10 protein-coding genes are annotated in these 13,637 nt (G+C 62.1%); 9 read left to right on the forward strand and 1 reads right to left on the reverse strand.

What is annotated here, in order from left to right:
• Nucleotides 1-47 precede the first annotated feature (47 nt).
• From ACPPVP_RS12695 to ACPPVP_RS12720, 6 genes are all read left to right on the forward strand, one after another.
• A complete protein-coding gene (locus ACPPVP_RS12695) occupies nt 48-635 on the forward strand; it encodes a hypothetical protein (RefSeq protein ID WP_426534629.1) in 588 nt (195 codons plus the stop codon).
• A 298-nt stretch (nt 636-933) separates the two neighbouring features.
• Nucleotides 934-1,737, forward strand: a complete 804-nt coding sequence (locus ACPPVP_RS12700) for a hypothetical protein (RefSeq protein ID WP_426534631.1) — start codon at nt 934-936, stop codon at nt 1,735-1,737.
• Nucleotides 1,738-1,863: 126 nt separating this feature from the next.
• Nucleotides 1,864-3,798 carry a hypothetical protein gene (locus tag ACPPVP_RS12705; protein ID WP_426534633.1) on the forward strand — a complete coding sequence of 645 codons (1,935 nt, stop codon included), beginning with the start codon at nt 1,864-1,866 and terminating at the stop codon, nt 3,796-3,798.
• Nucleotides 3,799-3,848: 50 nt separating this feature from the next.
• Nucleotides 3,849-6,017 carry a type I secretion system permease/ATPase gene (locus tag ACPPVP_RS12710; protein WP_426534635.1) on the forward strand — a complete coding sequence of 723 codons (2,169 nt, stop codon included), beginning with the start codon at nt 3,849-3,851 and terminating at the stop codon, nt 6,015-6,017.
• Between the two features lie 41 nt (nt 6,018-6,058).
• Nucleotides 6,059-7,423, forward strand: a complete 1,365-nt coding sequence (locus ACPPVP_RS12715; RefSeq protein ID WP_426534637.1) for an HlyD family type I secretion periplasmic adaptor subunit — start codon at nt 6,059-6,061, stop codon at nt 7,421-7,423.
• A gap of 22 nt (nt 7,424-7,445) precedes the next feature.
• Nucleotides 7,446-9,017 carry a GNAT family N-acetyltransferase gene (locus tag ACPPVP_RS12720; RefSeq protein ID WP_426534639.1) on the forward strand — a complete coding sequence of 524 codons (1,572 nt, stop codon included), beginning with the start codon at nt 7,446-7,448 and terminating at the stop codon, nt 9,015-9,017.
• A 352-nt stretch (nt 9,018-9,369) separates the two neighbouring features.
• Here ACPPVP_RS12720 and ACPPVP_RS12725 read toward each other — a convergent pair whose 3' ends face one another.
• Nucleotides 9,370-10,302 (reverse strand): dihydrodipicolinate synthase family protein, encoded by a 933-nt coding sequence (locus ACPPVP_RS12725; RefSeq protein ID WP_426534641.1) that lies wholly within the window; start codon nt 10,300-10,302, stop codon nt 9,370-9,372.
• Between the two features lie 108 nt (nt 10,303-10,410).
• Between ACPPVP_RS12725 and ACPPVP_RS12730 the strand changes: the two genes are divergently transcribed.
• The 3 genes from ACPPVP_RS12730 (at nt 10,411) to ACPPVP_RS12740 (ending at nt 13,356) form a co-directional block, all read left to right on the forward strand.
• Nucleotides 10,411-11,598, forward strand: a complete 1,188-nt coding sequence (locus ACPPVP_RS12730; RefSeq protein WP_426534643.1) for a CaiB/BaiF CoA transferase family protein — start codon at nt 10,411-10,413, stop codon at nt 11,596-11,598.
• Nucleotides 11,599-11,678: 80 nt separating this feature from the next.
• Nucleotides 11,679-12,626: an alpha/beta fold hydrolase gene (locus ACPPVP_RS12735; RefSeq protein ID WP_426534645.1), complete on the forward strand. Its 948-nt coding sequence runs from the start codon at nt 11,679-11,681 to the stop codon at nt 12,624-12,626.
• Nucleotides 12,627-12,930: 304 nt separating this feature from the next.
• The gene (locus ACPPVP_RS12740; protein ID WP_426534647.1) at nt 12,931-13,356 is read left to right on the forward strand and encodes a hypothetical protein; all 426 of its coding nucleotides are present in this window, start codon (nt 12,931-12,933) and stop codon (nt 13,354-13,356) included.
• Nucleotides 13,357-13,637 lie beyond the last annotated feature (281 nt).

The following is a 13,637-nucleotide window of genomic DNA, read 5'->3' on the forward strand; positions in this document are numbered from 1 at the left end:
CGAAGCCGTTACGATCAAATGGACCGTCTGGATCTGCGGACATTGCCATGTTTGTCAGCAAGCTGCCTCCGAAACCGGACTTTGACACGCTCGCCGCCGCGGCCCCCGCCTCGGCGGATCGCCGCACATTCGTTCTCGCCCTGATGGGGAACCTGATCTGCAGCTGGTCGAATAATGAAAGCCTTTTCATCTACGTATTGATGATTCTCCTGCGCACCGACGAGGCCTCCGCCGCGGTGGTGTTCGCGACACTGAACACGACCCGCGCGAGGCTCGACCTGATCCAGCGGCTGGCCAAGATCAGGGTCAGCGACAAGGCTCTGTCGAAAAATCTGACCGCGCTCATCGAACGGTTCTCGGAGTCCACCAAGGTTCGCAATGAACTGAATCACTGCATGTTCATTTTCGATTCCACGGGCGCCATCACCCACACCCAGTCGATGCGTTTGATGGAAACCAGGTCGAGCCTGAGGTTCGGAGAGATAAAGGCGCTGGACGAAAACCGTCTGCAGGAGATGCTGCGGACCACCCACGAAATGACGAAAATCAACCGCGATATCTGGGATCTGCTGCCGCACCTCGAAGCGAATGTCTGTGGTGCGCGGCTGCAAAGCGTACCCCTCGATGCGGCTTGAGACCGGCCGGCGCTGAGGGCAGCCATGCCCTGATCCGCTCCAGCTCATTCAAAGCACAACTCTTTCCGGGCGCCAGTCGCGTCGATGGTTGATATCGCAAGATACGGCGATGCATCGAATGCGTGCATGTTGTTGGCGAAGGTGTGGCGGCATTCTGACTGCGCCGGCATCCGCAATCAGGCGGGCGCCGGTAGTCGGAAGAACCGACGTCAAGAGCAGCGCCGCGTTTCGCAGACCGCAGACTTAGAAGATCAGCGATCTCGTTCCGTTCGCGATGCTCCAAACCCAGGAGCTCGTCATGGGTAAGCCACAGAAGAAGCACGACCCCACTCAGGATCAAGATCAGGCGCAGGCGCAGGCGCAGGCCAATCTCCAGGCTCAATTGCAGGGTCAGGGACAAGGCCAGGGTCAAGGCCAGGGCCAGGGTCAGGGCCAATTGCAGTTCGCCGTGCAGTCGCTGGATTCCAAGAGCGACAACAAGAACGACAACGACAACAAGAACGACAATAAGAACGACAACAAGAACTCGAACGAGAATGAGAACAAGGTCGACAATAAGGTCGATAACAAGCTCGACAACAAGGTCGATAACAACATCGACAACAAGGTCGAGAATACCGTTGACAACAAGGTCAACGTCGACGTCAAGGTCGACCTCGATCTGAAGGCGGACGGTCTGAGCAGCCCGGTCATCGATCTCCACAACTTCACCGCCGAGGGTTCCGTCGTGATGCCCGACGTGGTGAACCAGACGCTGAACGGCGGTGGTAACCAGTTCAACATGGATCAGGTCAACAACCTGGTCGATAACGACACCAACAGCTCCTCTACCACCTTCACCGGCGGCAGCGGCGGATCATGGCACGATCCGGGCGGCAGCTTCAGCATGGACGCCAAGATCGACGGCGGCGAGTCCAAGATCGACGGCGCACATATGGGCAACGCCGTGGGCGCAGCCGCCGGCATTCATTCCAGTGCCGATGCTGCCCTCAACCAGTCCGCATTCGATCAGAACATCACGCAGGGTGCGAACATCCAGTTCAACAGCATCACCATACAGGCTGCCGGTCACGATCTGACCGACCATCACGATACAATCTAGTCCGGCGTATGACCCGCGCGGCACGCGCCGCGCGGGCCAATCCATTCATTCATTTATTTATTTATTTATTCGTGGCAATCGTCCGCCGATTTGTCCTGACAGTCTACGGCGACGGGGGAGGTTCCCATGGCGTCTGCCAGCTTTGTCGAAATCATCTCCCACTTTGCCGGCTATCTGAAAATTTTTGAGGATACCGCCCGCGACCGCATCCAGTACGATGAAGGTCTGGTGCAGCGTAATTCCGACGACTACACCACGCTGCGGCCGAATTACGATTTTAACTTCGAGCCCAACGACATGGAGAGTGCGGCGGGCCCGGTGCCGGCGCTGATGCCGGACGATCCGATCCACTTCGTGCGGGGCCTCCCACTCAAGCTGCTCCATGGCCCGGACGATGACGATTCCGATTTCTTTCCGCGTTCGCAGACACCGAACATATCTCCGCCGATGCCGGCGGGCGGCGGCGGTGGTGGTGGTTTCGAGCTTCACGTCCGGGTGAAATACCAGGATGGCGGCGAGCAGACCCAGTTGACGGTTCACCAGTTCAACTTCATGCATGACGACGACGTCAATCTGCCGGCGAATGCGTTGACCGTCTTCGAACCTCTGATTGCACGCCTTAACAGCGATGCGATGGCCACCATTGAGCATTTGGCGGCCGACGCCAATGCTCAGATTCCCGCCAACTGGCAGATGCCGCAAAACGACGGCGGCGCCAAGGATTTCCTGGTTGCCCACGACGCGTCGTGGGCCGAGCGTGGCGGCACGCCGGATGCGCACTCGGTGACCCCCGGCTACTATGTCAATGGCGAACTGCAGGAACGGCCATCGGAGCCGACGCCGCCGGTCGAGCAGGAAAAACTGCCGGACACCGGAGACGGGATCGGCCAGTGGGCCACGCTTGGCGGCAACTTCAGCGTCAATGCCGCGTTGATCGTCGATCTTGGCGAGTCTGCCCGCACGATGGTGGTGATGGGGGATTACTTCAAGACCAATGCGATCTTCCAGACCAACACCACTGTCGACCATGATCATGTCAGCGTATCGGGCGGGAGCCCCGCGGCGCCGCCGTCCAACGCCCAGGACATCGCGACAAACATCGCCGATTTCGCCGAGAACCCCAGCATCTACACCGGTTTTGCGGCCCACGCGGCTGGACCGAACTGGATCGTCGACGTGGTCGACGGCGACTATTACAGCGTTCACGCGGTGGCCCAGGTCAACTATCTCTCCGACAATGACGTGGCCACGCAGGTCAGCAGCAGCTCCCATTACAATCTCGTCGGCGGTCACAACGAGCAAGGCAACCTGTCGCTGATCTATGACGGCAGCGTTCAATACGACCTGATCATCGTCCAGGGCGGCTATCACGGGCTGAACGTCATCTTTCAAAACAACATCCTGTTGAACGACGACAGGGTCGTAACGTCGGCCGACGGCGCCGCCCCGTCTCAATCGGCGAGTTCAGGCGACAACAGCCTGCTGAACGAAGCCTCGATTGCGGACTATGGCGGCAAGACCTTCAACGGCCTGCCCGGGAACCTCGACCTGATCGAAAGCCTGATCGCTTCCGGCATGACATCGCTCGATCCGGAACTGGCCGGCGCGCTCATCGGCCATGGCGGTCCTCTCAGGGTGCTCTACATCACCGGAGACTATTACGACATCAATGCGGTCTGGCAGACCAACGTCACTTCCGATGTCAACGTGATGTATCAGCTCCAGAACCAGCCGTTAGCCGATCTGATGGCGCTTCATCCGGACGGCACCGTGACGCAGTCGGTCACCACCGGCGGCAACGTGCAGCACAACGACGCAGCGATCGTCGACGTCAACCCTGATGCCACATACGTCAAGGGCCAGATCTATACTGATTCCATTCTGGTGCAGGCGAATCTGCTGCCGACAGGGGTAGATCACGCCGTCAACGGCGATACCCACGCGCTGGTGACCGAACTCATTGCTTTCGTCGGTGATCATTCTCACGACACGACGAGCCCGCCGCCGGCAGCGATTGCCAATTCGGTCCAGTCAGACCCGATGGCGAGCATGCTGCATTAGCCGCCAAGGCAGGTGTTTTGTTTGATCTATAGTGCCAGGAGAGTTTTCAAATGTGGGGTTGGGATGATCGTCCAGGCGGCGCCGCCAGTGGGCGCCTGAGTCAGCATGACGAAGTAACGGCGAGTTCGGCCAAGATAATTCCGCTTCGCCCGTGGTTTGATTCACCGCCCTCGCGCGACGAAGATCCGCCTGCCAGATTTACCGATGAGAAGGATCGCCCGGCTGTAGCGAAGGCCGCCGCGCCGGCATCGATTGAGCCCTTCCCACGGGAAAAGATCAAGACTGAAGTCAAAACGGAAGCGAAGACCGAAGCCAGGACTGAAGCCAGGGTTGAAGCCAAGACGGAAGCCAAGACCCCGCCGGGGTCCACCGTCGTGATCGAGCAGGCAGTTCCGGCTCCGCCGCTGCGCACCGGAGGCGACAAGGACGGCGGCGGGTCTTCAGGTGGTGGCGGTGGCGGTGGTGGCGGTGGCGGTAACTCGCCGCCGCTGCACAAGCGTTCCAGCGACAATGAATTCAGGGACGTGCTCGGTAGCGGTCTGGCAAACGCCCGCCGCAACATGGTGACCGTTGGGGTGTTCTCGGTTGCGGTCAACCTGCTGGTGCTCGCCATCCCGATCTACCTGTTCAACATGTCCGATCGCGTGCTGACCAGCCGCAGCACGGACACGCTGGTGATGCTGACCATCATCGTGGTCATTGCGATCGCGGCGCATGTGCTGATGGACATGATGCGCCGCATCATCCTGATGCGGATTGCGGTCGAGACCGAGGCCCGGTTGGGCGGACCTGTGCTGAGCGCCGCCGCCAAGGCCGCGCAGAGCGGATCCAGCCGCGAATTCCAGACACTGGCGGACCTGCAGCACCTGCGCTCGTTCATTACCGGTCCGGTGTTGCTGACGATGTTCGATACGCCGGTGGCGCCGGTCTATTTCGCCGTGGTGTTCCTGATTCATCCGCATCTTGGATTCATCGTGCTGGGATCTGGCGTCGCGCTGGTCATCGTGGCGCTGTTGAACCAGCGGGTTACCGCCATCCCGTTCACCCAGGCGAACAATTATGGCGCCAGGGCAAACCTGACGGCGGAATCGATGGCTCGCAATGCCCAGGTCATCAATGCGATGGGCATGATTCCGGAAGGCGTCCAGGTGTGGGGCCGCGAAACCGTGGAGTCTTTAAAGGCACAGGTGATCGGACAGGATCGCAACATCCTGATGACGGGGTTGTCGAAGTTCCTGCGGCTGTGCACCCAGATCGCCATCCTGGGGTGGGGCGCATGGCTGGCGCTGGAATCCCAGATGACCAGCGGCATGGTGATTGCGGCCTCGATCGTGGCGAGCCGCGCGCTGGCGCCTCTGGAGGGCACCATCGAAGGCTGGCGCAGCTTCGTGCAGGCGCGTTCGGCCTATGCCCGCGTCAGGGCGCTGTTGCTGAACTCGCCGCTCAACCTGGAGCGCCTCCGCCTGCCGCGACCCGCCGGATATCTCAACGTTGAGCGCATTCTCTACGTGCCGCCGCCGAACAAGAAGGTGATCCTGAACGGCATCAGCTTTCAATTGAAGCCCGGGGAATCGCTTGCCATCGTCGGAGACTCCGGCACCGGGAAAACCATGCTGGCCCGCATGCTGGTCGGATCGATCATTCCGACGGCCGGCAGCGTCAGGCTCGACATGATGGACCTGCGCAACTGGGATCCACGCCAGTTCGGCGAGAGCGTGGGCTACCTGCCGCAGGACGTGCAACTGTTTCCGGCATCCATCAAGGCCAACATCGGCCGCATGCGTGACGACGCCCGGGACGAGGACGTGTTCGACGCCGCCGAGACCGCCGATGTGCATGAGATGATTTCGAGCTTTGCCCAGGGCTACGAGACCATCGTCGGCATGGACGGCAGTCCGCTGTCGGGCGGCCAGCGGCAGCGCATCGGGCTGGCGCGCGCGTTCTACGGCAATCCGCGCCTGATCGTGCTCGACGAACCGAATTCGAATCTGGACGCCAATGGCGAGCGGGCGCTCGCCAAGGCGCTGTTGCGCGCCAAGGAAAAGCAGATCACGGTCGTGACGATCACCCAGCGCGCGGCGCTGCTGATGAGTGTCGACAAGATCATGATCCTGCATCAAGGCGCGGTGCAGGCTTTCGGCGCCCGTGACGAGATCATTCCGATGATCACCGGACGCAAGTCGAACAATACGCCGCCCGATCCGCCTGCGTTGAATTGACCGAGGGCATCGGCCGGGTTTGACAGCAACGAGGTTACGCGATGGCCAACAGGAAAATTGCGGTCCGCACCGCGGAAGCAGCAGGCACCTGGTACGATTCGCTGCCGCGATCGACCAAATTGCCGACCGTCGGCGGTGCGCTGATCATGGCGGTGGTGCTGATGGGTTTCGGCGTCTGGGGCAACATGGCGCCGATCGCCGGCGCCGTGGTCGCCTCGGGCGTGTTCGTTGTTACCGGTCAGAACAAGATCGTCCAGCATCTCGAGGGCGGAATGATCCGCGAAATCTATGTGCGCGAAGGCGACACGGTGGAAGCCGGGCAAATGTTGCTCGAACTCGACGACACCGCGGCGCGCGCGGAGCTGCAACGGCTGTTCCTGCGGCGTATCCGCCTGACGGCGATCGATGCAAGGCTGCAGGCCGAGATGAGGGAGGAAAACGATGTCACGTGGCCGCCCGAGGTCGTCCAGTCGCAGGCCAACTCGCCCGAAGTGAAGGAAATCGTGGATAGTCAGCAGATGGCGTTCACGGCGCGCCGCAACAACCTCAACAGCGACGTCAAGAGTATCCAGGAGAGCATCAGCGCCCTGGACGAGCGAATCCGGGGATCGCGGGTGCAGCTCGATGCCGTACACCGTCAGATCGTTCTGCTCGACGAGGAAATCGCGACCAAGGACAAGCTGGTGCAGGCCGGGCTGGTTCGCAAGCCGGAATTGATGGTGCTGCAGCGGTCGAAGGCCAATCTGGAAGGCGAGGTTGGCCGCATCATGGGCGACATCGGCGATGCCAAGGAGCGCATCGCGCGCGCGGTCGAGCAGATCAATGGCGTGCGCAAGACCGCGATCAAGACCGCGGTCGAGCAGATGCACGAGGTTCGCGGCGAACTGGCTGACGTCCGCGAGCGCATGCTGAGCGCCAAGGGCATTCTCGACCGGGTTCGCGTCACGGCGCCGGTGAGCGGCGTGGTGGTGAAGCTGCGCTATCATACGCAGGGCGGCGTGGTTGAACCCGGCAAGAACATCATGGAGCTTCTGCCGCTGAAGGACGAACTGATCATCGAAGCGCGATTGCGGCCGCAGGACATCGACAGCGTCAAGCACGGACAAACGGCGATGGTGCGGCTGACGGCGCTGAACCAGCGCATCACGCCGATGATCTCCGCCGACGTCATCTATCTGTCGGCTGACACGCTGGCGGATGAAAAGAAGTCCCAGCAGGTAGGACCGACCGACATCTATCTCGTGCGCGTCAAGCTCAACGGCGAGGAGAGCAGGAATATTCCGGGCTTCAGCCCGACACCCGGGATGCCGGCCGAGGTCTACATCAAGACGTCGGAGCGGACGTTCTTCCAGTACATCGTGCGGCCGATTCACGACAGCATGATGCGTGCATTCCGGGAGCGCTAGGAGCAGTCAACACGAAGGAAAGGTGTCCGCCGTGCATATCGACATCATCGAAACCTCGCCGTCGCTGGCCAAGCTCGAGGACAACTGGAACGCCGTCTACGACGCGGACGACGAGGCGCAGATTTTCCTGTCGTGGAAATGGCTGAACGGCTGGCTGTCCTCCATCCCGGGACCGTGGTTCATTTTGGCGGCGAAAGAGCGTGATTCCGCCGATCTGCCTTACGTCGCATTCTTTCCGTTGCGGCTGCAGACCACGATCGAGAAGTCCGACGTTTTCGGCGACGTCCGGATGGCAGGCAATTTCGGTGCCGACTATACCGGCATCGTCTGCAGGCCCGATGCCGAGCACAAGGTCATTCCGGCCTTTGCCCGCATCATCAGGCAGATGAACTGGGTGCGGCTCCATCTCGATAATGTCAGAATATCGGATCGGCGATGGCGGCTGCTGACCGCCTGCTTTCCGAACGCAAGTTTTCATTCGACCAAGGTCGACAAGATCATCAAGGTCGACGGGATCGACAACACTCTCTGCCCCTATGCGGCGCTGCCGAACGACTGGAACGCCTATCTCGACGGGCTCAGCACCAATACGCGCCAGAAGATCCGCCGCCTCCTGAAGCAGGTCGAAACGTCGAGCGAATATCGAATAACGGTCGCCACGCCGGAGACGTTCGATCGGGACCTCAAGACCCTGCTGGGATTCTGGGACAAGAAATGGCGTGCGCGCAAGGCGGATCGGATGGATAGCCTGATCCGGTCCAACGGCGCCATGCTGACGCGCAGTTTCCAGTCGGGCCTGGTGTACCTGCCGACCTTCTGGCATGGCGACCGGCCGGTTGCGGCGCTGGCGACCCTGGTGGAGCCGCGCAAGCAGACCTTCTCGTTCTACATGACCGGACGCGACGAAACCTTCGAGGGACCACCGGCGGGCATGATCCTGCATGCCTACAGCATTCGCCACGCCATCGCGCAGGGCTTTGTCGAGTACGACTTCCTGCGCGGCAACGAGCCATACAAATATTCGTTCGGATGCAAGGAGCGCCAGATCTACTCCATCGTTCTGGAAACCAGGAGCGGCAGGAATCTGGGCGGCCGGATCGATCCCAGGTGCATTCCCGACCTGCTGCAACAGGCGACCGAACTTCACCGCAAGGGACAGTCCGCCGATGCGGAGATCGGCTACCGCCGAATTTTGGAAGTTGAACCGAAACACGCCGACGCGTTGCACCGGCTGGGTCAGTTGCTGGCGGCGAAGAGTGACTTTGCCGCGGCCAAGCGGCAGTTCCGAATCCTGACGACGGTTCGGCCCGACGCCGCCAAGGCGTGGCAGTGTCTGGGTCAGGTCTGCGAAAGCCTCGGTCAGCACGAGGAAGCGTTGCGCCATCACCTCGAATTCATGCGCCTGCAACCGACGCTGCCGGACGGTTTCGTCGCCGTTGCCAGGTGTATGGTCAAGCTTGGGCGGATGGCGGAAGTCAACGCCGCGTTGTTGGCCGCGATCGAATCGGCGAGCGCCCCGCCGGTCCGGAAGTGGCGCGATTGGCAGCCCACGCCGGATCGGCAGACCGCCGGCGAACACTCGGTCTCGGCGTAGGGCGGATTTGCTGGAGCTTAATAGATGTGTCCCCAAATGGCTCTCGGTTCGCGATCGCCTTCACCCGAAGACCGGCTGTCTCTACGGACCCGGATCAGGATGAGCGCACTCGGCGCGGTGCGATGCCCAAATCTCGCCGGCAGGGAAGGGGTCGTCATTGGCACGGGCCGCTATCGCAGCACACTCCGCGTCTTGTTCGACGGCTTCAGGTCGGCAACCTCGTTGCACAACAGCTACATCGAGCCGGTGGCCGGGAAGGAAGGTTCTTCCGGCCGGGGCCGCCGCTAGTTTGGCCGAATCTCCCGGGAAATTCCGAAGCGCAAAACAGCCCAGGTGCAGGGACGGTCCTGGTTTATGATCGGCCCCAACGCAACACCACGGGATCGAGCGAGCGGGCGATTTCGATCAGGCCCGCGCGCGCCTCCGGACGGACGCTTTGCAGGGGATGACGAACCGCTGCGGAGCCGATCACGCCGCCTTCCTGCATCAGTATCTTGGCGGCCTGCAGGCCGCATTGACGGTTCTCGTAATTGATCAGCGGCAGCCAGCGCGCATAGGCCGCTATCGCTTCCGCCCGCCGCCCGGCGAGATAGGGATCGACGATTTGTCGGATGCCATCAGGGTAACCGCCGCCGGTCATGGCGCCGGTCGCCCCCGCATCGAGATCGGCCATCAGCGTGATGGCTTCCTCGCCATCCCAGGGACCTACAATGCTGTCTCCGCCGGCCGCGATGAGATCGCGCAGCTTCGTTGCCGCCATCGGCACCTCGATCTTGAAATAACTGATGTTCGCAATTTCCCGCGCCATGCGCGCCAGAAGGTCGACCGAAAGCGGTGTCCCGGCGACCGGCGCATCCTGAATCATGATGGGGATGTCGATGGCGTCAGACACGGTGCGGTAGAAGTCGAAAATAGCCTTTTCCGGAACGCGGAACGTGGCGCCGTGATAGGGCGGCATGATCATCACCATCGCAGCGCCGGCGTCCTGGGCCTGCCGGCTGCGCTCGGCGCAGATCCGCGAGCCGAAATGCGTCGTCGTCACGATCACGGGCACCCGGCCGGCGACGTGCTCCAGCACCGCATGCATCACCTGTTCGCGCTCGGCATCGGTCAGGACGAATTGCTCGGAAAAATTGGCCAGAATGCACAGACCATTGGAGCCGGCGTCGATCATGAAATCGATGCAGCGGCGTTGGCCCGCGAGATCGAGCTCGCCACGGTCGTCGAAAATGGTCGGAGCGACGGGGAAAACGCCGCGATAGGGCCGCTGTGCAGTCGGGGTCATTGAAGGATGTTCCATTGAGGCAGGATCAGTGATTGTATGGCCGTCCAATTCATTCATCAACATGGCAGAAAGGCTCGATACAATCGAGCGCCGGACAAGGAAAGATCGATGGGGGGAGTTCTGGAGGGCGTTCGCGTCCTCGATTTCGGGCGTTATATCGCGGGGCCTTATTGCGCGACACTGCTGGCGGAGTTCGGTGCGGAAGTCATTCGCGTGGAGAAACGCGACGGAAGCGAGGATCGCTTCGTGGCGCCGGTCGGCGAAGGCGGTGAGGGCGCGCTGTTCCTGCAGGTCAACCGCAACAAGAAATGCATCACGCTCGATCCGATGAAGGGCGAAGGGCAGGAGGTGATGCGCCGGCTGGTCGCGACCGCTGACGTCGTCGTCGCCAACCTGCCGCCGCAGACGCTGCGTGCGATGAAGCTCGATTATGAATCGCTGAAGGCGATCAAGCCGGACATCATCCTGACCACGGCAACTGCGTTCGGCGGACCGGGACCGTGGTCCGACCGTGTCGGCTTTGACGGCGTTGGCCAGGTGATGTCAGGCGCGGTGTACATGACCGGCAAGGGCGATCCGCCGTACCGCGCGGCCGTGAACTGGGTCGATTTCGGCACGGCGCTGCATTGCGCGTTCGGCACGCTCGCCGCCCTGATCGAGCGCGGCAAATCCGGCCGCGGCCAGATCGTCGAGGGCGCGCTGCTGGCGACCGCGCTCTCCTTCACCAACGCGACGCTGATCGAGCAGGCGGTGATATCGGCCAATCGCGTGCCCACTGGCAACCTCGGCCAGACCGCGGCGCCCGCCGATATCTACCGCACCAAAGACGGCTGGGTGCTGTGCCAGGTCACCGGCCATCCGCTGTTCATCCGCTGGGCCAGATTGATGGGCGAGGAGGATCAGTGGCTGAAGGATCCGCGTTTCGCCGACGATCTCAAGCGCGGCGACAACGGACCTGTCATCAGCGAGCGAATGGCGCGCTGGTGCGCCGAGCGGACCACGCAGGAAGCGGTCGACACCCTCGGCAAGGCAATGATTCCGGCCGGTCCAGTTCTGAGCCCGCAACAGGCGCTGGAGCATCCGCACATCCGCGCCACCGGCTTCATGCAGGACGTCGATTATCCGGGCCTGCCAAAGCCCGCGCCGACGGTACGTGCCGCGGTGCGGCTGTCGGAAACGCCGGGCGAAATCGTGACGCGCCCGCCGACGCTCGGCGAGCATACCGATCGCGTGCTGGCCGATCTCGGCTATGATGCGGATGCCATCGCCGCGCTTCGCAACAACGGAATCATCTAGATGCCGCGGCCGGCGACCCAGCACGTCGTTCGTTGCCGTCAGGTGATTCCTCGCCAAGCCGCAGCCTGGATGCCCGCGCCATGACACTGCTGTCGATACCGGCCAATCCGGTTCCGGAGGGCGCGGTTGCCGGAACGATCGGGACGCCGGATGGCGTCACGTTGCGCTTTGCGCGCTGGCCGGCGCTGGCCAAGGGCAGGGGAACTGTCTGCGTCTTCGCCGGGCGCGGCGAATGCATCGAGAAATATTTCGAGACGGTGCAGGATCTGCGCAAGCGCGGATATGCGGTGGCGACGATCGACTGGCGGGGGCAGGGACATTCCTCGCGCCAGCTGGACAATCCGCTTAAGGGCCATGTCCAGAGTTTTTCGGAGTACCAGATCGACGTGGCGGCCTTCGTCCAGCAGGTCGTGCTGCCGGATTGCCCGCCGCCGTATTTTGCAATGGCCCATTCGATGGGCGGCGCGGTCATGCTCCACGTCGCGCATGCCGGCATCGCGGCGTTCGAACGCTTCGTGCTCTGTTCGCCGATGGTCGATCTGCCGGGCCTGCGCGCGTCGCTGCCGATGCGCGGCCTGATGCGCCTGCTGCGCGCGGCCGGAATGGGCGAGCGGTTCATTCCAGGCGGCAAGATCGACCTGATCAAGTCGACGGGTTTTGCCGGCAATCGCCTGACCTCGGATCCGCGCCGCTATGCCCGCAACGTGGCGATACTGGAGGCTGATCCAACGCTCGGGATTGCGTCGCCGACGGTCGCGTGGATCAACGCGGCCTTTGCGGCGATGGGCGAGTTTCGTTCGCGCGAGTTTGCCGGCGGGATTCGCCAGCCGGTCCTGATGCTCGCGGCAGGCGATGACAGCATCGTATCGACCCCTGCCAACGCGGCGTTTGCCCGGCATCTGCCGGCGGGATCGCATCGCGTGATCGCGGGTGCGAAGCACGAAATGCTGCAGGAAGACGACCGCTACCGGGCGCAGCTCTGGGCCGCGTTCGATGCCTTCATGCCGGGCCAGGGTGTGGACCTCTGAGAACTAAGGTTTTGGGCAACGACGTCGGTCGTCACGACGTCCTGTCGCGCCGCAATCGGCTTTGTTGTGCGCAAAATGCCATTCCTCAGGCGATTGGTAACGCGCGCTTCAAGCCGAGTTGAGTTTATTGAATCTGAATTTAATGGGACGGGCGCCCGGTCCCCCTACATCCAGTACCAGGTATCCGCATCGGATGCCGCACGCAGATAACTCGCGATCCAGACAGCGCGCTCGCCTCATGAAGCGTGACCGGCTCGTCTTGTCCCACGCGGATCTGCAATCGATCCATATAGGAGAAACGAAAATGACTTCATTCAAAGCTCTTGCAGCAGCCGTGCTGCTGGCCGCGACCGCAGCGGCGCCGGCATTCGCGCGAACCCCAGTGGATGCGCTGGCGCCAGGTGGTGTGAGCAGCAGCGACCACGCCCTGTATAGCAAGAATCTACGCGACTCCGGGTATAATCCGAGGAACGACTTCAATCCGAACGGGACCATGAGGGCCGCCATCCAGGAGCCGGGCGCGTTCGCGTTCTATTATCCCAATCTGGACGTTCTCAATGGTGGCGAGCCGACGCCTGCTGCCAAGGCGTCGCCCGACTGGCCCGCGTTGAAGGGCGCGTGTGCGTCGGCCGGCGGCGGTATCACTTACTGCGGCGACCGCTACGACTCATATGCTTCGGAGCCCGACGCATTCTCGCATCATGTTGCCCACCGCCATCACCGATCGTGACTCGATCGCGCGGTACAGCGCGGCCGCATGGCCGCGTGGCGCGCTGTGACGCAAGGCGAACCTCATCAGGAAGCGATGGCGGTCTCTCTTTCCGATCTCGACTGCACCCTCCAGATGACCAGAACGGCAATGTAGAGAGCCCCGTGACGGCGGTGCAGCCTCAAAAACGGACCTTTCGTTTATGAGTACGCACCGGGTTCGAACGAACGTCGTCGATATCGCGGTTGCGAACATTTCGGCTGATCGCAGGAAATCGGCCGATCCCGATGCTCGGAACGCTT

Origin of the sequence: Bradyrhizobium sp. McL0615 (assembly GCF_049993905.1) — a bacterium.
GTDB lineage: Bacteria > Pseudomonadota > Alphaproteobacteria > Rhizobiales > Xanthobacteraceae > Bradyrhizobium.

What these genes read in the sequence shown, in the direction of transcription:
- ACPPVP_RS12695 (WP_426534629.1), top strand. Translation starts at nt 48, where the DNA reads ATGTTTGTCAGCAAGCTGCCTCCGAAACCGGACTTTGACACGCTCGCC.
- ACPPVP_RS12700 (WP_426534631.1), top strand. Translation starts at nt 934, where the DNA reads ATGGGTAAGCCACAGAAGAAGCACGACCCCACTCAGGATCAAGATCAG.
- ACPPVP_RS12705 (WP_426534633.1), top strand. Translation starts at nt 1,864, where the DNA reads ATGGCGTCTGCCAGCTTTGTCGAAATCATCTCCCACTTTGCCGGCTAT.
- ACPPVP_RS12710 (WP_426534635.1), top strand. Translation starts at nt 3,849, where the DNA reads ATGTGGGGTTGGGATGATCGTCCAGGCGGCGCCGCCAGTGGGCGCCTG.
- ACPPVP_RS12715 (WP_426534637.1), top strand. Translation starts at nt 6,059, where the DNA reads ATGGCCAACAGGAAAATTGCGGTCCGCACCGCGGAAGCAGCAGGCACC.
- ACPPVP_RS12725 (WP_426534641.1), bottom strand. Translation starts at nt 10,302, where the DNA reads ATGACCCCGACTGCACAGCGGCCCTATCGCGGCGTTTTCCCCGTCGCT.
- ACPPVP_RS12730 (WP_426534643.1), top strand. Translation starts at nt 10,411, where the DNA reads ATGGGGGGAGTTCTGGAGGGCGTTCGCGTCCTCGATTTCGGGCGTTAT.
- ACPPVP_RS12735 (WP_426534645.1), top strand. Translation starts at nt 11,679, where the DNA reads ATGACACTGCTGTCGATACCGGCCAATCCGGTTCCGGAGGGCGCGGTT.
- ACPPVP_RS12740 (WP_426534647.1), top strand. Translation starts at nt 12,931, where the DNA reads ATGACTTCATTCAAAGCTCTTGCAGCAGCCGTGCTGCTGGCCGCGACC.